We start from the raw sequence: 25,760 nt of genomic DNA on the forward strand, positions 1-25,760 counted from the left end.
GTGTCACCAGCCGGAGGCGGTGTAGACGACGGCGGTGTCGCCCTCGGGACCCCAGGCCAGTTCGCGCAGCAGGCTCATCGTGCCCTCGTCGGGGTCGATGAGCTGGATGCCGCGACCCGCGTAGTGCCGCATCAGCTCGGGCGAGACCATGCCGTGGTTGTCGTCGCCCGTCGGCGCCCACGGGCCCCAGTGGACGGTGAGCCCGCGGCGGTCGGCGCCCGCGCGCGCCCAGCGGGTACCGAGGGTCTCCAGGGCGTCGTTGGCGGCGGCGTAGTCGGACTGGCCGCGGTTGCCGAGGGTGGCCGCGATGCTGCCGAACAGCACCGCGAACCGGGGTCCGTCCGGCAACTCACCCACCGCGTCGAGCAGTTCGAGCGCACCGTCCACCTTCGTACGGAACACCCGGTCGTACGACTCCGGGCTCTTCTCCGCGATCAGCTTGTCCTCGATCACACCCGCCGCGTACACGACGCCGTCGAGCCTGCCGTGCTCGGCGTGGATCTCCTTCACCGCCCGGCGTACGGCGTCGCCGTCCAGCGCGTCGACGGTGCGGTACCGCACCTGGGAGCCGAGCCCGGCGAGCTTGCGCAGGGTGCCGCGTACCTCGCGTTCGGCCTGGACCCGGCCGATCGCCCGCTCGATCTCGGCCGGCACCCGCAGCCCGCCCGCGATGAGCGCGGCCCGCAGTTCGCCCGCGGTGCCCGCGGCCGCGAGAGCGGGGTCCTCCTCGCCCTCGGGCAGGGCGGTACGGCCGAACAGCTCGATCCGGCAGCGGCTCGCCCCGGCGAGGGTGGCGGCGAAGCGGGCGGTGATCCCGCGTGCGCCGCCCACCAGGAGCACGACGGACTCCGGGTCGAGGCCGAGCGCGGCGGCCTCGGCGGCACCGTCGCCGGCCGGGCCCGCGCCCGTGCTGCCGAGCAGGCCCAGGCCCTCCTCGGCCATGCGCAGTCCGCGCCGGGTGCCGGGGGAGCGCAGGACGACCGGTTCGCGGTCGGGCGCGGCGAGTTCGGCGACGAGATCGGCGGCGATGTCCTCGGGCGCGGTGCCCAGGGAGTGCTCGACGACCCGGGCGACCGTGTCGGGGTACTCGCGTGCGATCGACCGGAAGAAGCCACGGAGCCCGGCCGAGACACCGGCGGCCAGCACCCAGCGCGGGTTGCCCGCCAGAACATGCTGGTACGCGGGGAAGACGGCCGGCAGGACGGGCGGGGCATCCGGTGCGACGACGTGGACGAGTCCGTCGAAGGTCCGGTCGGCCGGGGGCTCGTCGGCGGTCAGCGTCTCGGCTCCGAGCGTGGAGAGGCGGGCGGCCAGGGCTTCGGCCACCGGACCGTCGCCGAGCACCAGGAAGGTGCGGCCGGTCAGTTCGCCGTCGGTGGGCGCGGGGGCTGCCGGGGCGAGGTCGAACTCCTGCATGACGAGACGCTTGGGGGCTGCGACGACGGGGGCGGATTCCTGGGCCTGAGGCTCGGTTGCCGCACCGGCGCCGGCCGCCGCACGGGATGTCGTTCCGCCACCAGTGGCCAGGGCCCCGGCCGTCCCGGCCGTTTCACCCCGAACGCCCGTCACCAGCGCGGCGATACCCGCAGCGGTACGCGCCTTCGCGAGCTCCTCCACGTCGGTATCACCCGTCGCGGTCAGACCCAGTCTCCCCGCCAACTCCCCGGCGATCTCAGCCCGTTTGATGGAGTCGACGCTGAGGTCGGCTTCCAGGTCGAGGTCGGGTTCGATCATGTCGACCGGGTAGCCGGTGCGTTCGCCGATCACTTCGAGCACCAGCGCCAGGACGGACTCGGCGGTCGGTACGGCGCCGGCGGCGGCCGAGTCAGCCGGAGCCGGGGCGGGAGCCGATCCGGGCCCGGTGACCCGCTCGACCAGCGCGGTGATGGCGGCGGCGGTGCGTGCCTTGGCCAGTTCCTCGATGTCGGTGTCGCTCGTGGCGGTCAGGCCCAATCGTCCCGCCAACTCCCCGGCGATTTCGGCTCGTTTGATGGAGTCGACGCTGAGGTCTGCTTCCAGGTCGAGGTCGGGTTCGATCATGTCGACGGGATAGCCCGTCCGCTCACCGATCACGTCGAGTACGACCGACAGCACCGAGCCACCGGCGGGCACCGCCGTCGCGACCGTCATCTGCTCCGAGGCAGGCCGTGGTGCCGGGACGGCGGGGAGCGCGGTGACCGCGACGGGAGCCTCCGTGTACGTGACCGGGGCCGCAGCCGCGGGGTGCACCGAAGGATCCGCCCCCAGATACCCCAGCATCACATCCCGCTGAGCGGCGATCATCTCCCGGCTGGTCCGCAGGAACTCGCTGATCAGGGCCTCGGATCCGGTGGCGGCCACCGGTGCGGCTGACGTGCTGTGGGTCACCAGGGCCTCCGGGACACGCTGGGCGGGATGGAGAGCGGTGGCGGGGAGCGTGCCGTCCGCCGTGCGGAGCAGATGGCCGTCGACGGTCCAGGCGGCGCGTTTGCGGCGCGGAGCGCGGGCGTCGGCCGCGATCGCGTCCCGGCCCTGGAAGAGCCAGGCGGTCCTGATGTCCGCGCCGGCGACGGCCAGTTGGGCGAGCGCGCCGAGGAATCCGGTCAGCCCGGTGCGCGGGCCGTCCTCCAGCGCGACCGTCCGGTGCGGCCGGTCGCCGAGCACCTTGCCCACCAGCCGTGTCAGCACCGAGCCGGGGCCGGCCTCGACGAAGAGCCTGGCCCCGGCCTCGTACATGGCCTCGATCTGGTCGGCGAACCGGACCGGTGCGCCGATCTGGGCGGCCAGTTCGGCCCGGATCGTGTCGGGGGTCTCGGGGTAGCGCTCGGCCGTGCGGTTCGACCACACGGGGAAGTCGGTGGCGCCGACCGGGACGCCGGCGAGCACCTCGGCGAACGTCTCGCCCGCCGCGGCGACCAGCGGGCTGTGGAACGCGCAGGCCACCGGGATCCGCTTCGCGCTCAGCCCCTTGGCCCGCAAGCGCTCCACGGCGGTGAGTACGTCTTCCGTGGGGCCCGAAATCACCGTCTGGCGAGGCGAGTTGCGGTTCGCCGTCACCACCGATCCCGCGAGTCCCGCCTCCGCGAGCGCCGCCGCGACCTCCGGCTCGCCCCCGGCGACGGCGGCCATGGTGCCAGGGTCGCCGTCGCCGGTCGCGCCCAGGATCGCGGCGGCCCGGTCGCGGCTGGCCTGCAGTAGTGCGTCGGGTGCGAAGGCGCCCGCTGCGGCGAGGGCGGCCAGCTCTCCGTAGCTGTGTCCCGCTGCCATCGCGGGACGCACACCGGCCCGCGTGAGGAGCTGGTGCGCGGCGAGTGCGGTGAGGCCGAGGGCGGGCTGCGCGACGGTGGTGTCGGTGATCCGCTCCTGCTGCTCCTTGCGGCTCTTGTCGTCGAAGGCGGTCGGCGGGAAGAGTATGCGGGCCGTCTCCTCGTCGAGCCGCAGATGGCGCTGGAGTTCGGGGAAGGCCACGAACAACTCGGCGAACATCCCGGGCCGCTGGCTGCCCTGTCCGGGGAAGAGCAGCGCCAGATCGCCGGGTTCGGTGTCGTCGGCCGCGAACAGGCCCTCCTTCGGGGCATGTTCACCCGCCACGGCACGGCGCAGCAGCGCCGTCAGTTCCTCGGTCGAACCGGCCACGAGTGCGATCCAGGTCCGCGCGCCACGAGCGGCGACGGATTCGGCGCGCCGGGACGCGGCGAGTGCGAAGTCCCGCAGCCGCCATGGCTCGTACGGGCCGGGATCGGCCTCCACGAGCGCGAGCAGGTCGGCGACGGCACGTACGGCCGTGGCGCAGTCCGTGCCCCGGAAGGTGAACAGCTCGGCAGGCCACTGCTGGGCCGAGGTGACGGGTGGCGGACCGTCCTCGTAAGCGCGCAGCACGACATGGAAGTTGGTGCCGCCGAAGCCGAAGGCGCTGACTCCCGCGAACCGTTCGGCCGGAGCCGCCGCCCAGGGGCGGGCCTCGGTGTGGAAGGCGAACGGGCTGCTCTGCGCGTCCCAGGCCGGGTTCGGCTCGGTGAGGTGCAGGGTCGGCGGCTTGACGCCGGTGTGCAGGGCGAGCGAGGTCTTGATGAGCCCGGCGAGTCCGGCGGCGCACTTGGTGTGCCCGATCTGCGACTTGACCGAGCCGAGCGCGCAACTGCCGGGCAGCGCACCGGCGTCCTCGAACACCCGGGTGAGGGAGCCGAGTTCGGTGCGGTCGCCGACGACGGTTCCGGTGCCGTGCGCCTCGACGAGGCCCACCTCGGCGGGGGAGACACCGGCGTTGCGGTAGGCCCGGGCCAGCGCGTTGTACTGGCCCTCAGGACGGGGCGCGGTGAGGCCGAGCGCCCGGCCGTCGCTGGCGCTGCCGACGCCCTTGATGACCGCGTACACCCGGTCGCCGTCCCGCTCGGCGTCCGCGAGCCGCTTGAGCACGACACAGCCGACGCCCTCGCCGAGCGCGATGCCGTCGGCCGCGCTGTCGAAGGGGGCCGAACGGCCGGAGGGCGAGAGGGCGTGGGCGGAGGCGAAGAGCAGGTAGTCGTTGATGCCGTTGTGCAGATCGGCGCCGCCGCACAGCACCAGGTCGCTGGTCCCGCTCACCAGTTCCTTGCACGCCACGTCGACCGCGGTGAGGGAGGAGGCGCAGGCCGCGTCGACGGTGTAGTTGGCGCCGCCGAGGTCGAGGCGGTTGGCGATCCGGCCGGAGATGACGTTGGCCAGGATGCCGGGGAAGGAGTCCTCGGTCAGGCGCGGCAGCTGCTCGTCGAGCGCGGGCGGCAGGCTTCCGAGGTAGGACGGCAGTACGGAACGCAGCGTCATGGCGTTCGACAGGTCGCTGCCGGCCTCCGCGCCGAACACGACGGATGCGCGGGCCCGGTCGAAGGCCCGGCTTCCGTAGCCGGAGTCCTCCAGAGCACGGCGGGCGGCTTCGAGGGCCAGCAGCTGCACGGGCTCGATGGCGGGCAGGGAGGCGGGCGGAATCCCGTACCGCAGCGGCTCGAAGGGGATCTCGGGGAGGAATCCGCCCCAGCGGGACGGCGTCTTCTCGCCCGCGCCGTCCGGGTCGTGGTACAGGTCCGCGTCCCAGCGGGTCGCGGGTATTTCGGTGACCGCGTCCCCTCCGGCGAGGACGTTCGCCCAGAAGGTGGCGAGGTCGGGGGCGCCGGGGAACATGCAGGCCATGCCGACGATGGCGATGTCCAGCGGCTCGGGGGCGGGCGGGGCGGCCGGTTCCTCGATGCCCAGGCTGCGCAGCCGTGCCGTGAGGAAGTGCGCCGCGCCGGTGGTGACCGCGGTGTGCAGCGCGGCGACGGTGGTGACCTCCGAGCGCAGCACGGCGACCTCGCCGGCCATGAACATGCCCTCGGCGAGCTGCCGTTCCTCGCCTACCGCACTCAACCCGCCGTCGGTCCGCTCGATGCCCTTGCTGGCCAGCCGCAGCCGCCCGACGTTGAGCTGTTCCAACTGCTCCCAGGCCTCGCGGCCGGGTATCTCGCGGGTGGCCAGCTCCTCCTTGACGGCGGCGAACTCGTCGGTGAACGGGCTGCGCACGCAGCGGGTGGCGTGTCCCGGAGCGGTCTCCAGGAGATCGGTGCGCTCGGCGTCGATCACCTGCCGCTGGAACAGGGGCAGCACCGCGCCCGCGGTCACGGCCTCCTCGGTGAACAGGTACGCCGTGCCCATCAGCACGCCCACTGCGGCACCCCGCGCGCTGAGCGGCGCGGCGAGGGCGGTGACCATGGCGGCGGACCGCTCGTCGTGCACGCCGCCGGCGAACAGCAGTTGCAGCTCGGCGGCCGTGCCCTTCTTCGCCCCTGTGAGGAAGTCGTCGAGCACGCCGAGCTGCGCCTCCCACAGCGGGAAGCTGTTGCGCGGGCCGACATGGCCGCCGCATTCGGCGCCCTCGAAGATGAACTTGCGTGCGCCCGCCTCCAAGAACTGCTTCAGCAGACCGGGGGAGGGCACGTGCAGGAACGTTGAGATGCCCACTTCCTCCAGCGCGGCGGCCTGCGCGGGACGGCCGCCCGCGATGATCGCGTGCGAGGGGCGGATCTCCCGTACGACCTCCAACTGGGCGGCCTTGATCTCCTCGTCGGCGAATCCGAGGACGCCGACACCCCACGGCCTGTCGCCCAGCGCGTCCCGGGTCTCCTCAAGGATGGCGCGGGTCTGGTCGGCGCCGGAGAGCGCGAGGGCGATGAAGGGCAGCGCGCCCGCGCCGCTCACCTCGGCGGCGAACGCGGCCTGGTCGCTCACGCGGGTCATCGGCCCCTGGGCGACCGGCAGTCGGGTTCCGAGAGCGCGGCTGCCCGCGCCACCTGGGGCGAGAGCGGGGCCCGCGTTCTTGAGGGTGTCGAGTACCGCGTCGCATACTCCGCGTACCGCCGCGTGGACGGTGCCCCACTGTTCCTGGAAGCGGGCCGCGAGGAAACCGTCCTGGCCGATCTCGGGGGCCGGGGAGCCGTCCTCGGCCGGGACGGCGCCGGGTCTGCGGCGCCGTACGACGCGTCGGCCGTCCTCCACGGTGGTCTCGGAGCCGTCCAGCCCGGCGAGCAGTGCGGTGGTCCCGGCGGGCAGTTCGGCCTCGGTCTCGGTGAGCAGCGCGAGCTGGGTGTCGAGCACGACACCGGCGCCGCCACCGGCGACGACGGCCGCCGCGGTGTGCGGTCCGGCACCGCCGCAGGCCCAGACCGGCAGGTGGAACTCCGCGTCGGCGAGCAGCTGTTGCACCAGTACGAAGGTGCTCAGTTCGCCCACGGGACCGCCGGCCTCGTGGCCCCGGGCGATCAGTCCGTGAGCCCCGGCCGACGCGGCCCGCAGAGCCTGTTCACGGCCGGTCACCTCGACGAGCACGCGGCGGCCGGGGAAGTCGGCGGGCGTGCACGCGGCGTCGGTGGTCAGCAGGACCGTGTGCACGCAGGCGGGGAGATCCCGCGCGGGAAAGGCATCGTTGTCAGCCACACGTACGCCGAATCCGGCGGCCGACCACTCCTCGGCGAGCGCGAGTTGAGCCGCGGCACGGCGCCCACCCGAGGTGAGGTCGAGCACCCCCAGACCACCGGCCCGTACGGCGGCCGCGGTGAGCCGTGCCGACGGGACGGCGAACGGGTTCACGGCGATGACGATGTCTTCTACGGCAAACAGCCCGGAAGTATCAAAATTCGGCACAGGCACGCGAACGCTCCAAATCACACAAGTGTGAGGAAAGGTGGGGGAGAGCGCTGGAACGCGCAGCGACTTCGGTGCGCGGCCCGCTCATAGTCATTGCGCACACATGTGAAAGTCAAACTCTCAAAGGGCGGTTGGCGTGCGGGATTTAACGTCGCCGACACAGCTTCGAGGGCCTGACTTACCAGCTGGTAACCAGACTCCCACCGGGAGCACACACAGAGCTTGGGAGTCGTTCACACCTGTCCACCTTCGTCCCAACTAGTCTGACAGGAAACTGACTTGACGGATCGTCAGAAACTAGTACTCACAGACTGCTTGAACAAGGACAGTTTTCGGTCAGGTAAATTGAACTTGCAACAAGTTTTACGCCGTATTGCCGAAACCCACCCTTACGTAATAAGGGTGGGATCCGATACGTCGGTGTTAATCCGATACTTCGGCGTTAAAGGGGGAGGGTCCGTCTGCTAGCGCGGCAGCAGCGGCGGAACGGCCGGGACTTCGATCGCGTTGTCGATGTCGGACCGGGTCATGCGGAACTCGGCCGGGTAGGCCTCGCGGGTGGAGCGGCGGGCGGGCTCGGTGGTGCGCCACATGTAGAGGCAGCGGGCGCACTGGAGGACGTCCCAGACGCCGGGGACCGGTGAGGTGGTGACGGTCTCGATGGTGTCGTGGGCGCAACGGGGGCAGATCATCCGGGGGTTCCTCGATTCCTACGACGGTCAGCGGGCGGCGAGCAGCGACTGGAGGCGGACGGCCCACTCGGCGGTTTCCGGCAGGTCCTTCGCCGGAGTGCTGAAGTTGCCGCGTACGTCAGGGGCGACGGGCGTGGTCGCATCGATGATCATCTTGCTGGTGATACCCGCGGGATCGGCGGCCGGAGCCAGCTCGAGGACCGACAGGTTCGGGATGATCACGACGTCGTCCTTCGGGTTCACCTTCGCCGACATCGCCCACATCACCTGCGGCAGGTTGAAGGGGTCCACGTCCTCGTCGACCAGGATCACCTGAGCGACGTAACCGAGCCCGTGCGGCGTGGTCATCGCACGCATACCGACCGCCTTGGCGAACCCCCCGTACCGCTTCTTCGTGGAGATGATCACGGCGAGCCCGTGGGTGTACATGGCGTTGACGGCCTGCACCTCGGGGAACTCGGCGCGCAGCTGCTTCAGCAGCGGGACGCAGGTGTTGGGGCCGACCAGGTAGTCCACCTCGGTCCACGGCATGCCGAGGTAGAGGGACTCGAAGACGGGGTCGGTGCGGTAGGAGACCCGGTCGATACGGATCACCGGCATCCGGCGGCCTCCCGAGTAGTGCCCGGTGAACTCGCCGAACGGGCCCTCGATCTGCCGCTTGCGGCTCTCGATGACGCCTTCGATGACCACCTCCGAGCCCCACGGCACGTCGAAGCCGGTCTCCGGCGCGGTGGCGATCGGCGCGGGCGCGCCGCGCAGGGCGCCGGCCATCTCGTACTCGGACTGGTCGTAGGCCATGGGCATGCCCGCCACGATGGTCATCACCGGGTCGTTGCCCAGGGTGATCGCGATCGGCAGGTCCTCGCCGCGCTCCTCGGCCTTGCGCAGATGCTGGGCCACGTCGTGCATCGGGACGGGCTGGAAGGCGAGCCTGTTCCGGCCGATGACCTCGATCCGGTAGGTGCCGACGTTCTGCTTGCCGAAGTCCTCCGGGTCCTCGGGATCGCGGGAGACCACGGCCGCCTTGTCCAGGTAGAACCCGCCGTCGCCGTCGTTCAGCCGGAACAGCGGAAGGATCCGGAAAAGGTCGACGTCCTCGCCCGCCACGGTGTTCTCGCGCCAGGGCGCGTCCTCGCGGCGCTCCGGCGTCACCGGAAAGGCGTCCCACCGGCGCGCGAACTCCTCCACCTGGTCCTTGACGGAGGTGGCGGACGGCAGGTTCAGGGCGAGCGCGTGATTGCGCCACGAACCGTGCACGTTCATCGCGATCCGGGCATCGGTGAAGCCCGACACGTTGTCGAAGTACAGCGCCGGGGCACCCTCGCCGATCCGCCCCGCGGCGTTGGCCGCGGCCGCGAGGTCGGGCTCGGGCAGCACCTCGTCGGTGATCCGCAGCAGCTGGCCCTCCTTGTCAAGGGTGTCCAGGAACGAACGGAGGTCGTCGTATGCCATGGGTGGCTCCATCTCTCAGGCAGGTGTTCTCTCAGGCGACGGGGCGGACGGTCCGGGCGGCGCGCATGCCCTCCCAGCGTCTGGCCGCGGGCGCCGGCAGCTCGAACTGGTCGAGGATCCGGGCGGTGATGTGATCGACGATGTCGTCGACCGAGGCCGGGTGGTTGTAGAAGGCCGGCATCGGCGGCACGATCTGCACGCCCTTGCGCGCCAGGTCGAGCATGTTCTCCAGGTGGATCTCGCTCAGCGGGGTCTCCCGCGGGACGAGCACCAGCCGGCGGCGCTCCTTGAGGACCACGTCGGCGGCCCGGCCGATGAGCCCGTCGGCGTAGCCGAGCCGGATCCCGGCGAGGGTCTTCATCGAGCAGGGCACGACGACCATGCCGTCGGTCCGGAACGACCCCGAGGAGATCGTGGCGCCCTGGTCGTCCGGCCGGTGCACGACATCGGCAAGTTCCGCCACCTCGCGGACGCTGCGGCCGGTCTCCAGCTCGATCGTCGTACGCGCCCAGCGGGACAGCACGAGATGGGTCTCCACCCCGGGCAGTTCACGCAGGTTCTCCAGCAGACGGATGCCGAACACGGCGCCCGTCGCCCCGGTCATCCCCACGGTCAGCCGCATACCGCTCAACCCCTTCGCTCGTCCGTCCCTTTCGACGCTAAGAGCGTTTACGCAGGTCCAGGGGTACGCTGGGGACTGATCATGGTGAAAAACGGACAGACTTCCATCACGGACGTCGCCTACCGGCCGGAGCTGGGCGCGCCCATCGGCATGGACGTCCTGGACTTCACGGAGCTGCGCGCCCGGGGCCGCCGCCGGGGCATCGACCTCGGGGCTCCGATGCGGCCCGCCTTCCACCACCTGATCCACGTACGGGCCGGCACGCTCCACCACTCCGTGGACTTCACCGACCACGAACTCCCGGCGGGCAGCTGGATCTGGATCAGGCCGGGGCAGGTCCACCGGTACACCCCGGCCGACCTCGCCACCGCACGCGGCACCTTCGTCATCTGGCAGCCCGGCTTCGTCGCCGCCGAGCCGCCGTACGACCAGTCACCGCTGCTGCCGACGGGCCCGCACGCCCGCGCCGTACAACTCGCGCTGCGGCATCTCACCCAGGAGTACGCCGACCTGGCGTCCATCCCGCTCGACGCGCACATCGAGGCAGTGCGCCACCTGCTGGCGGTACTGCTGCTCCGCCTCGCGCACGCCGGCCCGGCGCCCGCGTCCCCCGTGCTCGCCGACGACACCTTCCGCCGCTACCACGCCGCCGTCGAACGCGACTTCGCCCGCACCCACCGCGTCGCCGACCACGCCGCCTCCCTCGGCTACAGCGTGCGCACCCTCACCCGCGCCACCCTCGCCGCCACCGGCCACACCGCCAAGCAGCACCTGGACGCCCGCATCCTGCTGGAGGCCAAGCGCCTCCTCGTCCACACCGACGCCTCCGCAGCAGCCGTCGGCACCCGACTCGGCTTCACCGACCCGGGCGACTTCAGCAAGTTCTTCCGTAAGAGGGACGGGCGTACGCCACTGGAGTTCCGGGCCATGGCACGGGGGCGCGGCGGCTGAGAGCGTGTCCGTCATGGCTGGGGGCAGCCCCGCCGGTTCCGTCGGCGGCGGCCGCGCGACTAAGGCGTCCCCGATCGGGAATGGCTCCCCCGAAGGTCTTGACCGCGGCCTGCCACGGCCGCCGTGCCGAGCCTCACCCCCACCGCCGCCGAGAGCAGGAGTGAGCATGCAGGACGTGAAGCTCGGTTCGACGGGCCTGGACGTGTCCCGGATATGCCTGGGCTGCATGAGTTTTGGGATTCCCGACCGTGGCGTCCACGAGTGGACCCTCGACGAGTCGGCGACGCGCCCGTTGATCCGCCAGGCGCTGGAAGCCGGCATCAACTTCTTCGACAGCGCGAACGTCTACTCCGACGGCACCAGCGAGGAGATCGTCGGCCGGGTCCTCGCGGACCTTGCGCGCCGTGAAGAGATCGTCATCGCCACCAAGGTGAACGGCGCGATGTACGAGGGCCCCAACGCGCGTGGTCTGTCCCGCAAGGCGATCATGACGGAGATCGACAACAGCCTCCGCCGACTGGGCACCGACTATGTGGACCTCTACCAGATCCACCGGTTCGACCCCGCGACTCCCGTCGAGGAGACGATGGAAGCCCTGCACGACGTGGTGAAGGCGGGCAAGGCCCGGTACATCGGGGCGAGTTCGATGTACGCCTGGCAGTTCTCCAAGGCCCAGTACACGGCGCGGCTGAACGGCTGGACGCGGTTCGTGTCCATGCAGAACCACTACAACCTCCTCTACCGGGAGGAGGAGCGCGAGATGCTCCCGCTCTGCGCGGACCAGGGCGTCGGCGTACTGCCCTGGAGCCCGCTGGCCCGAGGCCGGCTCACCCGCGACTGGGACGCGGTCACCGCGCGCAGCCGGACCGACGAGTACGGCAAGAGGCTCTACCGGGAGGGCGACCGCGAGATCGTCGACGCCGTCGCCCGGATCGCCGCCGCGCGTGAGGTCCCGCGCGCCCGGATCGCCCTCGCCTGGCTGCTGCACCAGAACACGGTGACTGCCCCGATCGTCGGCGCGACCAGGCCGCACCACGTCGAGGACGCGGTCGCCGCGGTCGCCGTGGAACTGACGGAGAAGGAGATCGAGGAACTGGAGCAGCCCTACGCGCCCCGGGCGATCAGGGGCCACTGACCGCGGGATGCGGCAACCCGCGGCCGATGGGCCGGCTGCCCCGTGACGCGGTGAATGGAAAACGGCATCGGGAGCGCTCCCAATGTCCTGCATTGCATGGGCATGCCAGGGGTGCCATTGACGGCTGGGCGACTTTTGGGCGGATGGGTGTTCGCCTGGTGGGTGGGGTCGTGAGTTCGATGGAGCGGACCCGGCTCCGGCTGCCGCGGGAATCCGAATTTCATTTGCACGGGCACCCGTCCTGACCTTCCGTCAATATTCACGCTCTCGAAGGAAAAGGGAAAATCGCGAGAGCGCTTGTTCCGACTCGTCACTCTGTGCAAAGGTGTGCGTTGTCGGCGTGCAGACAATATTCGCTTCCTTCTGTACGCATACGGTGCACTCGTCCGCCCCTCGCTTCACCAGAGCCGCCTGAGGTGGTCGTGCGTGGTGCAACCCCCCATGGGTAGTCCCTCCGCTTCGTCGGGTGGACTACATACCCATTGGTATGGACTTATTCCTGCGTTACCTTTGGGAGGAAAGCGGACGTGAATGACACAGCTCTGTCCAATTCTCCAACCCCCGCTCGTCTGTTCGAGGTCTCGGATGAGCGGCTCGCGGCCGACCTGAAGAAGAGTCCGGGGAACGCTCCGGCGAACTATCCCGTCGGTGAACTCCTGGACAGGCACTGGGAAGCGGTCTTCTCTTACGCGCGACTGTGCACCGACGGTGTGCGCCCCGCCGGAATGCTCACCACTGCCGCATTCACCAGACTGTTCGGGGAATCGCTTCGGCAGACCGGGCCGACGGCCGCATGGCGCCCACAACTGCTGGTCGCGGTGCGCCGAATAGCCGCCGAGTGGCTCACGGACCGGCGCAGCGAACAGCTCCATCCCGAACTGCGGTCCGGCCCGGACGGTGAGGAGCGGGCAGCGGCGCGGCTCCTTCCGCCCGAGAGCAGACGCCTGCTGGCCAGGGCGTTCCAGCGGCTGCCGGAGCCGGCCCGCTGCCTGCTCTGGCACACCGAGGCCGAGGCGGAGCAACTGCAGGTGCCCGCCGCCCTGTTGGGCCTCGACGAGGACGACGCCGCCGTGGAACTGCGGCGGGCCCGCGAGCGCCTGCGCGAGGGCTGCCTGGAAATCCATCGCGAACTGGCCCCCGCGGAGGTGTGCCGCCGCTACAACCGCATGCTCGACGTGTCCCTCCGGCGCGGCGGCGCCGACCTCGACCCCGACCTGCGGCGCCACATGACCAGATGTGCGCACTGCCGTCACGCCGCCGACCAGTTGAACAAGTTCAACGGCAGACTCGCCCGCCCGCTTGCCGAAGCCGTACTCGGCTGGGGCGCGCACACCTACCTCGACACCCGGCGGGGACGCACCACCGCCATCGTCGAAGTGACCGAACCCCCCGCGCCCGCGGAAACCGCCCAGACCGAACACCCCCACCTTCCGGCCGACGCCCCGCGCCCCCCGAGCTTCCCCCCGCGGCCCACGCCGCGCGGTCACGCGCACACCGACTCCCGCCCGCCGACGCACAAGGCCCCCCGGCGCGCCTCCCGCCGCCGGAACGTCGCCCTCGCCGTGCTGACCGTGAGCGCGCTGATCGTGGTCCCGCTCGTCGTGTGGGCCGGTCTCGGCTCCGGCGAGGACAGCGTGGCCGACGGGACCTCCGGGGCGCCCAGTTCCGGCCCGGACAAGGCGCCCGGCGCGAACCCGTCCTGGATCGGATCCGGTGACCAGCCGATCACCACGGGGGGCCGGCTGCGCAACGCCGGCAACGGGCTGTGCATCGGCGTCGTCGGCGACAAGCCCGTGAAGGGCGCGGAGACCCAACTCACCTCGTGCACCTCGAAGTCGGTCCAGCAGTGGTCGTACGAGGAGGACGGACAGCTGCGCAACGTGGCCGAACCCGACCTCTGCCTCGACTCCCACCTCGGCTACTCGGTCCAACTGGCCCCGTGTACGGGCGATTCGCAGCCGGACACCAAGAACGTGCGCTACGACTTCACGCTTCAGGGCGCCCTGGTGCCGCGCTGGAACCAGGACCTGGCCCTCACCCCCGCCTCAGCCGAGGAAGAAGCGGCCCTCGTCCTCAAGGTCCGCGAGGACGAGCCGGCCCAGCGCTGGACGCTCGACACCACCTCGCCCTCGCTCCAGCTCGAGGTGGTCAACTGGGGTGCCGCCAGTGAGTCCAGGGCGCCCGTGGCCGACCCCGCTGCCACTCCCTCGAATACCCCGTCGCCCACCACCACCCCCAAGCCCTCGGCGACAGTTTCGACCCCGGAGACGACCCCGTCGTCCGCGTCACCGACGTACGGCTCCTGCTACTACCCCTACAACTACTACTGCTCCGGGGACGGGCAGCACGATGGGTCCGGCGACGGATACGGAGACGGCTACGGAGACGGACACGACGGAAGCGGCGGAGACCGCCGGTGAGCGGATCCTGAGCCTCCAGCCACTCCACCGGCCCGGGTGGGGGTCAGGAATCAGTGCCCGGGCGCACGACCGTCAGGGACACCGTCGAGGCATTGCCCGAGACGGGCACCTTGCCCTGCGTCCACTTCACCTTGAGCGAGTCCTTCTCGTCGGGCGGTGTGACGAGCAGCGCGGCGGGAGTGGCCGTACGAGCCCCGCTGATCTCCGGGTTGGAGAAGGTGAGGCCGGCCCACGCCTGCTGTCCCGGAGCGAGCTTCACCGTCGCGGGTGACTCCGAGGAACGCTCGGGGTCGGGCCCCAGTTGCTTGCCGGAGGCGTCGACGAACGCCGCTCCGGGGAAGCCGCGCAGGGTGCAGGTGCGCTGAGAGGTGTTCGTCAGGACGATGGGGAAGTTCTCCTGCCCGGCGCCGGGGTCGTTGTCGCCGACCGACGCGCTCAGTTCGGAGGTGTGGCAGCGGGTGCTGGAGGAGCCGGTCGTGGAAGAGGCCGGGGTGGTCGTGCCGGAACCGGGCACGATGGCGCTCTCCGTCGCTGTGCTGGTCGGGTCGGCGGCGGTGCTCCCGCCGGTTTCCGTGCTCCCGTCGCCGGAGGCGGGCTGGGCGGTGCCCGGCAGCGTCTGCGGCGCACTGCTCGCGCCGTTGTCGGAACCGCAGCCCGAGAGCAGGCCCACCATCGCGATGCCCGCGACCAGCGCCGCCAGGCGAGCCGGGGTCGAGGTACGGCGTGCGGGAACCGCGCCGGGCCGGTACCGGTCCGCCGTGCCATGCCGGAAGGTCGCCATCTCACCACTCCTTGAGAATCTCTTCGAGGATCACCGCACGCGTCCTGACGCGTACGCACGGCGCCAAATGCCCCGTCATCAAGGTCCGATGCACCGGGCCACGGAAAAGTTCACGGGTTCGGCGGGGATTTCGAGCCAGGCCTTCATCGGACGGAGTTTCGAGCCAGGCCCTTCACCGCACGGAAGCGGGTCACGTACCTGCCCAGAGGCGGATCAGGCCCCGACCCGCACCGAGCCGAGCACACTGTCGATCGCGTCACTGCCGTCGTCCTGCCGGATCTGCACGTACACCTGCGGCTGTTCGGCGCCGCCCGTCGGTGTGAGCCCTGCCTCCGTGAGGGAGCCGCCGCTGCCCGGGCAGTCGATCCAGGTCCGTATCAGCCCGTGCCAGCGCGTGCCGGTGTAAGTGCGGCTGCCGTCGTAGTGGCATCCGGTGTGCGTGATCGCGCCGACCTCGGTGGTGACGTCGCCGTGCTCGCTGAGACCGATGAACGCTCCGTTGACGCCGGATCGGAGGTCCTGCCACTTCGCCAGATCGTCCGCGACGGCGAGACCGGGTTCCGTCCCGTCCCGCAGGCCCAGGGTCTTCGGATTCCATCCGGAGTCACGCAGCTGACGGCCCCACGCACGGGGCACCTCGGCCGTGACCCGGCCGGAACTGTCCGCCACCTGAACGGTCTTGTCGGCGGGCTCGCGGAGCACGATCGCAGCGGTGACCCCGACCGCGCCGACGACGACCGTGGCGGCCAGGGCCGTGACCACGGTCCGGCGACGGCGGCGCGGCCCGGGTGCCGCTCCGGGCGACACCTGCACGGCCAGCCGGTCGAGTTCCGCCGCGAACCCCAGCGCGGTGGGCCAGCGCCGCTCGCGGTCGGGCTCCATGGCGCGCAGCAACGCCCGCTGGACGTCCGGGGCCAGATCCGTACGGAGCCGGTCCGGCCGTACGACCTTGCCGGGCGGCCCGGGGACCGAGCCCGTGACGAGGTGGTAGCCGAGGGCGCCCAGGCTGTACACATCGGCCCGCGCGTCGATCCCGGACCCGGGCTCGGCCTGCTCGGGCGGCGTGTAACCCGCCGAACCCGCCGCCATGGTGAGCCCGGACGCCTGGGCCAGGCTCTTGGCCAGGCCGAGGTCCGCGAGCAGGACGCGGTCGGAGCCGCCGGGCGAGGTGCGCAGCAGCACGTTGGACGGCTTGATGTCCCGGTGCACGATGCCGGCCTCGTGCAGTGCGGCCGCTCCCCGGGCCGCGAGCGCCGTCAGACGCAGGGCCTCGGCGACGGGCAGCGGTCCGGCGGCGACCCGCTCGGCGAGGGTGCCGCCGTCGGCGTACTCCATCACGAAGTACGGCCTGCCGTCGGGGAGTTCACCGATGTCGTAGACCTGGACGACCCGATTGGAGTCGGCGCGGCGCAGCAGCCGGGCCTCGGAGAGGAAGCGCTCCCGGATGTCGAGGTGGTCGACCCAGTTCTCGGACAGCACCTTCACGGCGACGGCTGCCTCCAGCACGTCGTCGTGGGCGAGCCAGACGACGCCGAAGCCGCCGGAGCCCAGCCGCCGGTCAAGACGGTAGCGGCCGATCCGCTGCAGGGAATGCATGCGACTATCATGCCTGGCCTCTGACCTGGCTCTGATCGACCCCGAGGGGAGCACGCGGTGCAGGACGCGGCGGAGACCGAGCAGCTCGCTCTGCGTGCGGCCGCCGGTGACGGGGCGGCCCTTGACGTGCTGCTCCACAAGATCCGGCCCGAAGTCCTGCGGCGCTGCGGGCGCTTCCTGCCCTGCCGGGAGGACGCCGAGGAAGCGGCGCAGGACGTGCTTCTTCAAGTGGCGCGGAAGATCACCACGTTCGAGGGCCGCAGCCGCTTCAGCACCTGGCTGTACACGGTGGTCGCCAACTGCGCCCGCCAGAAGTACCGCGAGCTGAAGCGCCGGGCGGCCGAGCAGCCGGCCGAGATCGACGCGTCGCAGCATGTCGACCCGCGCACCACGAGTGTGATCGCGGGGTCCAGGGTCGACCTCCTGGAGGCACTGGAGCGCCTGGAGCGTGAACACCCGCATCTGGTGGCGCCGTTGGTCTACCGGGACATCTGCCAGCTGGACTACGCCGAGGTCGCCGAGCGCGTCGGTATCCCGCTGGGCACGCTCAAGTCCCGCCTGCACGAGGCGCGCAAGCAGGTCAGGCCCTGGCTCGTGGACGCTTCGTGACGGATCCGTGGGCCGGGGCGGAGAGACCGGGTGTGTAGGTAAGAGATCTACGTGAACTCGCGGCGAGGCCTGCCGGAGGTCCGGATCTTGTGTGTACCGTCCACCCTCGTGTCGAACGGCGCTTCCCCAACTGCCGTTCTACGCGCGCAGATTGGCACCCGCACTGCCCTCCCCCCATATCCCCCCACTCATGGAGGAACGCAGGATGCTCGGCCTCGCAAAGCCCCGGAACAGACTCACCACCGCTCTCACGGTGCTGGCCCTCCTGACCACGGGCGCCGCCCTCCAGGCGGCCACCGTCGCACCCGCCCACGCGGCGACCCCCCACCGCGTTCTGTTCGACAACGCCCATGCCGAGACGGCCGGCAACGCCGACTGGGTCGTCTCCACCAGCCAGCCGGACCCGCTGGGCGAGGACGCTTCGCCGTCCGCGGAGACCGACTGGACGGGTGCCCTCTCCTCCTGGGGTGTGGCGTTGCAGAAGACCGGCGACTACTCCCTGGACACGCTGCCCTCGGGCTCAGGGCTCACCTACGGCGGCTCCGCCGCGACCGACCTGTCGAACTTCGACACGCTGGTGCTGCCCGAGCCCAACACCCTCTTCACCACAGCCGAGAAGACCGCGATCATGTCGTTCGTCAAGAACGGCGGCGGCCTCTTCCTGATCTCCGACCACACCGGCGCCGACCGCAACAACGACGGCGAGGACGCGGTCGAGGTCCTCAACGACCTGATGAGCAGCAACAGTGTCGACAGCACCGACCCGTTCGGCTTCTCCATCGACTCGCTGAGCATCAGCTCCGGCTACCCGGCCGCGATCTCCGACAGCACCGACCCTGTCCTGCACGGCTCGTTCGGCACGGTCACCAAGAGCCTGATCGCCAGCGGTACGACCGCCACGCTCAAGCCGGGCGACAACTCGGCCGCCAAGGGGCTTCTCTACCGCAGCGGTTACTCGGGCAACACCGGCGCGTTCTTCGCGACCAGCACCTTCGGCAGCGGCAAGGTCGCCTTCTGGGGCGACAGTTCGCCGATCGACGACGGCACAGGGCAGTCGGGCAACACGCTCTACGACGGCTGGAACGACACCGGCGCGACGAACGCCGCCCTCGCCCTGAACGCCACCGAGTGGCTCTCCTCATGAGCTTCGTGAGCTAGCGGGGACCCCGCCACGCCCATCGAGGCGTGGCGGGGAACCGGTCAGCGCTGTGTGTAGATGAACCCGATCTTGTCGACTTCGTCGCCCGTGCGGCCGTGGAAGCCGGCGATCTGCCAGCCGGACGGCGCGGTGCGGGTCACGCAGTCGGAGGTGGTCGTGCCGCCGGCCAGGGTGCGGCCGAGGTTGGTGGTGAACTTCGTGTAGAAGATCCGCGTCTGACTGTCCTTCACGCCCTGGCACAGCTGAGTAGAGGTGATGTACTCGCCGCTGCCGAGGGTGAGCGAGGAGGCGGTGCCGCCCGTGCCGCCGTGCGCCAGCGTCGTGCCGTTGCTCAGCGTCAGCGCCATCTGGTCGACGCGTGAACCGGCGCGCAGCGAGACGGTGGTGGCGCGGGCGCCGGCCGGCACGCTGTCGATGTCGGTGAAGTAGTTCCCGTGCGGGCCGCCGAACTGGTCGCTCAGCTGGAAGGCGGAGTTGCGCGACCAGGTGAAGCCGGCCGTGATCGGGTCGTGGTCGGAGAGCATGAGGTTGGTGCCGGATTCCAGGAACTTGGCGTGCTCGTTGTTGTACGAGGTGGCGTTGAGGGAGACCAGCTTGCTGCCGCGGTAGAGGATCTTGTCGACGACCTCGCAGGTGTTGGGCACGGTCGTGCCCGTCTGGTCGCAGACCAGCGCGTCGCTGCCCTTGGCGGGCGGAGTTCCGCCGCGGATGAGCTGCACCCAGGCGTCGGTCAGACCGTTGGCCGCGTTGAACTCGCGGATCGTGTCGCCGGAGCGGGTGTAGCGGGTGTTGGTGTCGCCCATGACCACGACGGCGTTGCCCGCCGAGTGGCTCTGGATGAAGGCGGTGAGCTGGTTGAGGTTGTCCGCGCGCGAGGCCAGATCGCCGTCACTGGTACCGGCGTTGGTGTGCAGGTTGTAGAAGTCGACGTAGACGCCCTCGGCGAGGCGCTCCCGCATGAACGTGAAGCCCTTGGGGGTGAGGCAGTCGCCCGAGTCGAGCTGGCAGGAGTTCCAGTCGCCCCGCTCGAAGTCGTCGGCGTCGTAGGAGATCTTCGACAGGGTGTTGAGACCGCTGCCTATGCCCGCGCCGCCGCTGGTCGCGGTGCGGTAGGCGTGCGCGGTGTCGGCGGCGTAGAGGTAGGCGTGGTAGTTGAAGTCCTCCTGTACCTGGACGACGTCGTACGGGGCTATCCGCTGGCCGATCGTCGTGGTGGCGGACTCGCGCGGCGTGGGGGCGCTGGAGATGGCCTCGGGGAGTCCGGCGACGTTGTAGGAGAGCACGTTGAAGGTGCCCGAGTCGGCGGCCGCCGCGGCGGGAGCGGCCGCCGTGAGTCCGCCCAGGGTGGCGGCTGCCGCTGCCAGACAGGCGAGAAGTCTGCGGTGGGGTGACATGGGGGTGTCTCCTGGGGGCGAGAGGGTCAGTAGCCGACGGAGAACGTGGCGTCGGCCCTGGCGGTGGCGGTGGAGATGGGATCGATGCGCAGCACGTAGTTTGCGTGCCTGATGTAACGGTCCGGGTTGTTGTACGAGCGGAAAGATGACCATGAGGTGTCGGCCAGGCCCGCGGTCCGGTAGAACGTGGCGTCCTGCGCGAACGCCGTCGTGCTGTCGGTGGCGTCCAGCCGCAGTTGGTAGTTGTAGTGCCGCAGGTAGCGGGTCGGGTAGTTGACCGACTGGAAGGACACTCCCGCGGCGTCGGCGAGACCCGGCACGAGCTTCCACTGCGAGTCGGCGAACGGGTCGAACGGGTACTCGTCGATCCTGCCGGTGTAGTCGGAGTGGCGGACGTAACGGGCCGGGTAGTTGTAGGACTTGATCCGGTTCCAGGACGGAGTCCCGTACCTCGCCACGAGGTTGTTGTACTCGGCCGTGGTGATCGACTGGATCGTGCAGTGCTTGGAGTTGAGCGGCTGGGTGTAGAGCCGCTGGTCGACCGCGGTCCAGGTGCCGGCGGCCAGGTCGGTGGACTGCCAGGCGTAGAAGACGCCGTTGGGCGTGTAGGTGTCGCCCCAGAGGTACCAGGCGCTGGACGTCAGCGACTTCACGAGCGTCGGGGCCTCGGTGCCGCCATGGGCGACCGGCGTGCTGAACACGGTGAAGCTGCCCGGGTTCAGGGACGTGGACCTGGCGCCGACCAGCGTCTGATCCTTCTTGAAGTACAGGTAGTTCACGCCGTTCACACCGACGGCCAGGTCGCCGTCGATCACGTCGTAGCCGGGGTCGAAGAAGACCTGCGTGGCCGACGCCGTCACGAAGTCGGTCGTGTAGTTCACCATGATGACGTTGTGGCCACTGGAGTTGACGGCCGAGTAGATGATTCCGTACTGGCCGCGGCCCGCGTCCCAGTACGCCTCGGGCGCCCAGCTGTGGGTGGCCATCTCGTGCAGCTTCAGCCGGCGGTAACCGGTGAAGGTGCGCAGGTCGGCGGAGTCCCAGACATGGATGTACTGGCTCTGCAGGCTCCAGTCGGTGCCCTTGAGGTCGGTGGCGATCACCACGAAGGTGCCGTCCTGCTTGCGCATGATGAACGGGTCGCGCAGGCCGCCGGTGCCGCCCGTCGGGGTCACGACGGGATTGTTCTGGTTGAGCGGGGTCCACTGGAGGGAGTCGGTGCTGACGGCCAGATGGAGGCCGTAGTCGGCGCCGCTGAAGTCCGGGGACTCGGTGAAGTAGCCCATCACGTAGGCAGTTGCGTCCGCGGCGCGTGCGGACGGGGCACCACCGATGGTCATCCCGGCGGTGAGGGCGGCCATCGCGCCGAGTACACCGCGGCGGGACGGGTTCGAGCCGTTGCTCATCCTGGTCTTCTCTCTCGCGGTGTCGGTCATGCCCAGGCGGTGACGGGGACGAAGGAACTGTCCTGGCGGAACAGATCGGTGCCGGCCGTCAGGTCCACACGGAGCTGGTAGTTGTAGTGGCGCAGGAAGTAGCCCGGGTAGTTGTACGACTCCAGGCGGACGGCGCCGGTCGTCGCACTGGCCCGGGCGATGAACGTGGCGTCCTTGGCGAACGTCGAGGTTCCGTCGTTAGCGTCGAAGCGGGCGCGGAAGTCCCAGTGGCGCAGGTAGTTGCCGGCCGCGTCCCGGAAGGAGTAGCCGTTCGCGTCGGCGAGGCCCGCCACGATGGTGAAGGTGGACGCCTGCTTCTCCGCGGTCGTGCTGGAGCTGGTCACCACGGGGAGGTTGAGCAGGGCGGACTGCTCCTGCCAGTGGCGGGTGGTGTAGTTGCCCGACCGGAAGGAGCGGGTGACGCCGGTCGGCAGGGTCACGCCGCCGGAGACCGTCTCCCTGATCACGGTGAAGTGGCGGGCGGTGCCGGAGACGACCGGCAGCGCCTTCGGGGCGCTCCAGGTGGCGAAGGTGTCGTAGCTGTCACTTGTCTGACACTCAATAACACACCAGGGGTTGACCTGCAGAAACACCGACGCCCCGACCCTTGTCTTTGCGGAGACGAGGGGGTCGGGGCGTCAGCTGTCACCTCTCCAGTGTGGGGCACGGAGCGGCGACGGCGAGCCGCTCCCGTGCATTTATGCAAGAGAGGGAGCGGGGTCATCATCCCCCGGACCTACGCGAAGTAAGTGCAGGGGGCATATTTCAACACGGGACTGTTACATCCCGCACGACCGGTTTAACGCTGAGTGAGGAGTGCCCGGCGGGATACGGGGGGAGCGTTCGACCGCCGGGCACCCCTCGGTCATGGGCGAGCCGCCGCTAGCTCGGCGAGGCTCACGAACGTGCAGTCGTACAACGCCCGGATGAGCTGTGACGCGATCGTCCAGTCGATCGCCGGTTCCTCGAACAGAACCGTGTCGTCGCGTACGTGGCGCGGCCCGAACGGGCCGACGGCGTACTGCTGCCCGACGACGCCGCACACCTCGGAGCGGCCGACCAGCACCGCCACGGCGCCGGCCCACAGGTGCGGGCACTGCGCCCGCGCAATGCGTACGCACGGCCGGCAGATCGGCGGGTGCGTGGTCATCAGATCGTTCGGCCACGCCGGGTAGTCCGTGCGCCGGTCTTCGAGCAGCCACAGCGTGCCGCGGGGGTCAAAGTTGGCGGGCTCGCCGCACACCTGGCACAACTCGTGCCGCATGGCGAGGCGCTGCCGGCCGGGGTGCACGTCGCCGTACAGCGGGCGGCCGCGGCCGCGCAGGTCGATCGAGCGCCGCCACAGCACGCCGCGGTCGCGGTCGTCGGGAACCTCGCCGACGTAGCCGATCCCGCCTGCCAGCCGCGAGACGATCGTCGGTGGGGCGAGGGTGTTCTCGGCCGACCACGTTGCGATGAACGGCACGGTCGTCGGGCGCTGTCGACAGCGGTCGTGCGTGAAGAAGGTGGGCAGCATGCCCCCCGACGGCTTGCTGCTGGTGTGCCGCTTGTGCGGCTCGTCAGGCCTGATCGGCTCGTCGCAGATGGTGCACAGTTTCACGGCTGCACGCCCCCTACTTCCCGTAGCACCTTCTGCAGTTCGCGGATACGCCGGGCGAGTTCTGCGACCTGCAGCGCGCAAGCGAGCGGGCCGAAGTCGGGCAGTCGCAACGACTTCTGATAGTCGGCGCTGAACAAGGCGTGATCGCAGGCGTACCACTCGCGCGACCGGTATTTGACGCTGCTCGATCCGGCGAGCTGCTCGACCATCGGCACGAGCCGGTCGATCTCCTCGCGCAGCAGCTTGTCGAGGTCGACGAACCGCTCGTGCGGGACGTGCTGGCGTCCGGCGTCGAACGCCTCGCCGATCAGACTCTCGACTCTGTCTGTCCCTGTCTCCTGCTCCATCACGATCACCTCGCGGCGTCCATATGTGATGCCGCGAGCGCTGCGGCGTACGCCTCGTGCAGCATGTCGGCGTCGGTGAGCGGCCCGCAGTCCTGCGGCGAGACGATCCACGTGTGCCCCCGCTGTGTCCGGGGGGCGACGAATGACGGGTGCGGTACCCGCACGAGGGCGTCGGCGGTCAGAACCTGCGAGTCGGGCAGATCCCATGCGGCGGCCGAGCCGACCGGCACGAGGACGTCAACGCCGTTCGGGCTGTGCTGCGCCGGGCCGACGGTGATATCGCTCCTGCGCATCTGCTGCACGGCTTTCCAGCCGAGCGCACGCGGCATGCGGACGACGTCCCATGCGGTGCCGACGGGCAGCTCGGCGAGATCGCCTCTGCCCCACATCGTCAGTGCGGCGTCGATGCTGCCGCCGATCCAGCCGAGGGCGGCATTTTCGGCAGTGCTCACAGCGCCCCCACATGGTTCAGCGCAGCGTGCAAGTGCCGGCCCACGTCTCCGCCATGCAGCAGGGGCAGCCGTGCGCCGGTCTGCTCCTGCCAGGGCGGAGGATCCCAACGGGTGCCGTGCGTCGGCGGCAGCGCGACCCACTGCTGCGGGGAGGTACGCAACTTGACGACCGTCGGCGGCCGCTCGCCGAGCGCATAGCGGCCGGTCGACGGCAGCACGAGCAGCGCGCAGTACGTGCCGCAGTCGATGAACGGGACCGGGCTCACGCGGTCGAGCGGGACCATGGTTGCCAGACCGAGCCACCGCGGCATCACGAGGGCGTCGAATGCGGCGCACGGCGCGATGAGCCCGGCGCCGGGCGCGGTTTCGAGGGTCGCCTCGATGCTGTCGGCCGGGATCGGGGTGAAGGGTCCGGGGAGAGGGTGAGCGCCGGGCGTAGGGCACTTGACGTTGCCGCAGGTACAGCCGGCTCGGGGCCGGTGTCGGTGCCCTAACGCGATCGGCCAGTCGAGCATGCGCAGGTAGATGCGTGCGGCGTCGACGGGGCGTCGGGCGTCGATGGGTTCCATCTGACTTCCCCCATGTGATCTGTCGCATACGGAGCGTTGTCCATTGAGCGTGCACCGCACGAAGGACTGCGCCCCCTAGGTTTCCTAGGGGGCGCTTTTCAGGGGGAGTTGAGCGACCGTCAGTGGACGAGTTCCATGTTCCGAATCAGCGACGACAGCGCCGCCGCCTGCGAGGGAACGCCGACCCTCGCGAGGTTCGAGACCAATGCGCGAGCCATGGGGTCGGCGTGCACGTAGTACGGGGCATCGCTCGCCGCCTGCCGCAGCGTCGCCACGGCGGCCGGCCGTCGACCCATGCGTTCGTACGCCCGCGCCTTGTCGATCTTGTAATGAGTCTGGCGTTCCTTGCTCGGCACCTCGTCGACGGACGTGCCCTTGACCTTCTTCAGACCGGTGTCGGGTTGGTCGACCTCGACACCTGCCTCGGCGGCGTGCACGGCGACGGTTCCGCGGCCGAACACGGTGTGATTGTCGAGGTCGTAGAACCCTTCTCCGAGCCGGTCGGCGTCCTCCAATGCGGCGGTGATCCGCGACCACGCGTCGGTGCCCTGATTCCCGCGGGCGTGTGCGATCGCCGCCCGCAGGTGCAGCGCGCCCCGTAGCGACAGTGCCTCGCGCTGCGGGTTGCTCGCTTCGGCGAGCGGTTCGAGATCGCGCAGCGCGGCCTCGGCGACAGCCACGGTTTCCGGCAGCGACGCTTGATGCAGCAATGCGCCGCACCGGTCCCAGGCGACAGCGGCTTTGACGAGGGGGTCGTCGAGTTCGGTTGCGGCGCCCGCCCCGACCTCGGCGGCGACCCATGCGAGGTCGGGGTATCCAAGTTGGTTGAGGCACATACGGGCCGTGCGAGCGGTGTCCACCATGAGGCGCAGCGCATCGTCGCGGGCGTCGGCGTGCTGCAGCAGCGCCGTATTGAGATCCTCGATCATTCCGGGCAGCAGTGTCGCGACGGCGGGCAGATCGGCCGCCTGCCGTGCCTGGTTCGCCTTCCGCGAGCGGTTGCGCAAGTCGGCCAGGTCGACCGGGGCGCCCTGCGGAGCGAGCCCAGGGTGCCCGGACAGGATGAGCCCGGTCCGGCGCAGCCCGGTGCGCATTGCCGGGATGTGGGCGTGAGCGAGGTTGCCGCCGCTGCGCTGCAGTCGGTAGGGCTGTCCGAGCAGCCATACGACGTCGACGTCGCACAGATCGGCGATCGCGGTGATCAGTGAATAGCGATCGAGCGGCATCCTGCCGGCCTCGACGTTGGCGAGCCATGACTCGGTGCGAGCAAGTAGCCCAGCCATTTCGGCTTGTGTCAGGTCTGCCGCTTGTCGGGCGATTTTCACGCGGGTGCCGATGTGCTCATCTGTGCTTAGAGGCATACTGGTGCTCCGTTCTCTGGTCGCACTTAGAACGGTACGCCGAATGCGCC

Annotated in this window: 18 protein-coding genes and 1 pseudogene; 5 read left to right on the top strand and 14 right to left on the bottom strand. The window is 70.3% G+C overall.

The features are described 5' to 3' along the window. Nucleotides 1-3 precede the first annotated feature (3 nt). The 4 genes from OG219_RS42610 to OG219_RS42625 all read right to left on the bottom strand — a co-directional run bounded on the left by OG219_RS42610 (nt 4) and on the right by OG219_RS42625 (nt 9,900). Nucleotides 4-7,077: a type I polyketide synthase gene (locus tag OG219_RS42610; RefSeq protein ID WP_266835865.1), complete on the bottom strand. Its 7,074-nt coding sequence runs from the start codon at nt 7,075-7,077 to the stop codon at nt 4-6. A 521-nt stretch (nt 7,078-7,598) separates the two neighbouring features. Beyond that, complete coding sequence (locus tag OG219_RS42615; protein ID WP_266835866.1) at nt 7,599-7,826, bottom strand: non-oxidative hydroxyarylic acid decarboxylases subunit D; 228 nt, start codon at nt 7,824-7,826, stop codon at nt 7,599-7,601. A gap of 27 nt (nt 7,827-7,853) precedes the next feature. Then, a complete protein-coding gene (locus OG219_RS42620) occupies nt 7,854-9,278 on the bottom strand; it encodes a non-oxidative hydroxyarylic acid decarboxylases subunit C (protein ID WP_266835867.1) in 1,425 nt (474 codons plus the stop codon). A 31-nt stretch (nt 9,279-9,309) separates the two neighbouring features. Next, nucleotides 9,310-9,900 (bottom strand): non-oxidative hydroxyarylic acid decarboxylases subunit B, encoded by a 591-nt coding sequence (locus OG219_RS42625; protein ID WP_266835868.1) that lies wholly within the window; start codon nt 9,898-9,900, stop codon nt 9,310-9,312. Nucleotides 9,901-9,981: 81 nt separating this feature from the next. On the opposite strand from OG219_RS42625, the gene OG219_RS42630 reads away from it, so the two are divergent. The 3 genes from OG219_RS42630 to OG219_RS42640 all read left to right on the top strand — a co-directional run bounded on the left by OG219_RS42630 (nt 9,982) and on the right by OG219_RS42640 (nt 14,406). Further along, the gene (locus tag OG219_RS42630; protein WP_266835869.1) at nt 9,982-10,851 is read left to right on the top strand and encodes an AraC family transcriptional regulator; all 870 of its coding nucleotides are present in this window, start codon (nt 9,982-9,984) and stop codon (nt 10,849-10,851) included. 166 nt (nt 10,852-11,017) lie between these two features. Beyond that, nucleotides 11,018-11,986, top strand: a complete 969-nt coding sequence (locus tag OG219_RS42635) for an aldo/keto reductase (protein ID WP_266835870.1) — start codon at nt 11,018-11,020, stop codon at nt 11,984-11,986. Between the two features lie 527 nt (nt 11,987-12,513). Beyond that, nucleotides 12,514-14,406, top strand: coding sequence for an RICIN domain-containing protein (locus tag OG219_RS42640; RefSeq protein WP_266835871.1), 1,893 nt, complete (start codon nt 12,514-12,516; stop codon nt 14,404-14,406). A gap of 43 nt (nt 14,407-14,449) precedes the next feature. On the opposite strand, the gene OG219_RS42645 is transcribed toward OG219_RS42640, so the two are convergent. Further along, the gene (locus tag OG219_RS42645; protein WP_266836426.1) at nt 14,450-15,079 is read right to left on the bottom strand and encodes a DUF4232 domain-containing protein; all 630 of its coding nucleotides are present in this window, start codon (nt 15,077-15,079) and stop codon (nt 14,450-14,452) included. 321 nt (nt 15,080-15,400) lie between these two features. Continuing rightward, complete coding sequence (locus OG219_RS42650) at nt 15,401-16,783, bottom strand: serine/threonine-protein kinase (RefSeq protein WP_266835872.1); 1,383 nt, start codon at nt 16,781-16,783, stop codon at nt 15,401-15,403. Between the two features lie 57 nt (nt 16,784-16,840). On the opposite strand from OG219_RS42650, the gene OG219_RS42655 reads away from it, so the two are divergent. Both OG219_RS42655 and OG219_RS42660 read left to right on the top strand, forming a co-directional pair. Further along, nucleotides 16,841-17,392, top strand: a complete 552-nt coding sequence (locus OG219_RS42655; RefSeq protein WP_266835873.1) for an RNA polymerase sigma factor — start codon at nt 16,841-16,843, stop codon at nt 17,390-17,392. Between the two features lie 190 nt (nt 17,393-17,582). Next, nucleotides 17,583-18,536 (top strand): hydrolase, encoded by a 954-nt coding sequence (locus OG219_RS42660; protein ID WP_266835874.1) that lies wholly within the window; start codon nt 17,583-17,585, stop codon nt 18,534-18,536. Nucleotides 18,537-18,592: 56 nt separating this feature from the next. On the opposite strand, the gene OG219_RS42665 is transcribed toward OG219_RS42660, so the two are convergent. The 8 genes and pseudogenes from OG219_RS42665 to OG219_RS42700 form a co-directional block, all read right to left on the bottom strand. Continuing rightward, nucleotides 18,593-19,945 carry a jacalin-like lectin gene (locus tag OG219_RS42665; protein WP_266835875.1) on the bottom strand — a complete coding sequence of 451 codons (1,353 nt, stop codon included), beginning with the start codon at nt 19,943-19,945 and terminating at the stop codon, nt 18,593-18,595. Between the two features lie 26 nt (nt 19,946-19,971). Then, nucleotides 19,972-21,351: a glycoside hydrolase family 43 protein gene (locus OG219_RS42670; protein WP_266836427.1), complete on the bottom strand. Its 1,380-nt coding sequence runs from the start codon at nt 21,349-21,351 to the stop codon at nt 19,972-19,974. A gap of 26 nt (nt 21,352-21,377) precedes the next feature. Further along, nucleotides 21,378-21,929: pseudogene (locus tag OG219_RS42675) on the bottom strand (AbfB domain-containing protein); the annotation flags it as partial. Between the two features lie 317 nt (nt 21,930-22,246). Beyond that, the gene (locus OG219_RS42680; protein ID WP_266835876.1) at nt 22,247-22,981 is read right to left on the bottom strand and encodes a hypothetical protein; all 735 of its coding nucleotides are present in this window, start codon (nt 22,979-22,981) and stop codon (nt 22,247-22,249) included. Beyond that, on the bottom strand, nt 22,978-23,328 hold the full coding sequence (locus OG219_RS42685) for a DUF6415 family natural product biosynthesis protein (RefSeq protein ID WP_266835877.1): 351 nt from the start codon (nt 23,326-23,328) through the stop codon (nt 22,978-22,980). The genes OG219_RS42680 and OG219_RS42685 overlap by 4 nt, the downstream gene beginning before the upstream one ends. 5 nt (nt 23,329-23,333) lie before the next feature. Further along, nucleotides 23,334-23,780, bottom strand: a complete 447-nt coding sequence (locus tag OG219_RS42690) for a hypothetical protein (protein ID WP_266835878.1) — start codon at nt 23,778-23,780, stop codon at nt 23,334-23,336. Beyond that, complete coding sequence (locus OG219_RS42695) at nt 23,777-24,349, bottom strand: hypothetical protein (RefSeq protein ID WP_266835879.1); 573 nt, start codon at nt 24,347-24,349, stop codon at nt 23,777-23,779. Before OG219_RS42695 ends, OG219_RS42690 begins: the two co-directional genes overlap by 4 nt. A 119-nt stretch (nt 24,350-24,468) precedes the next feature. Next, a complete protein-coding gene (locus OG219_RS42700) occupies nt 24,469-25,710 on the bottom strand; it encodes a helix-turn-helix domain-containing protein (RefSeq protein ID WP_266835880.1) in 1,242 nt (413 codons plus the stop codon). Nucleotides 25,711-25,760 lie beyond the last annotated feature (50 nt).

Origin of the sequence: Streptomyces sp. NBC_00038 (assembly GCF_026343635.1) — a bacterium.
Taxonomy (GTDB): Bacteria; Actinomycetota; Actinomycetes; order Streptomycetales; family Streptomycetaceae; genus Streptomyces.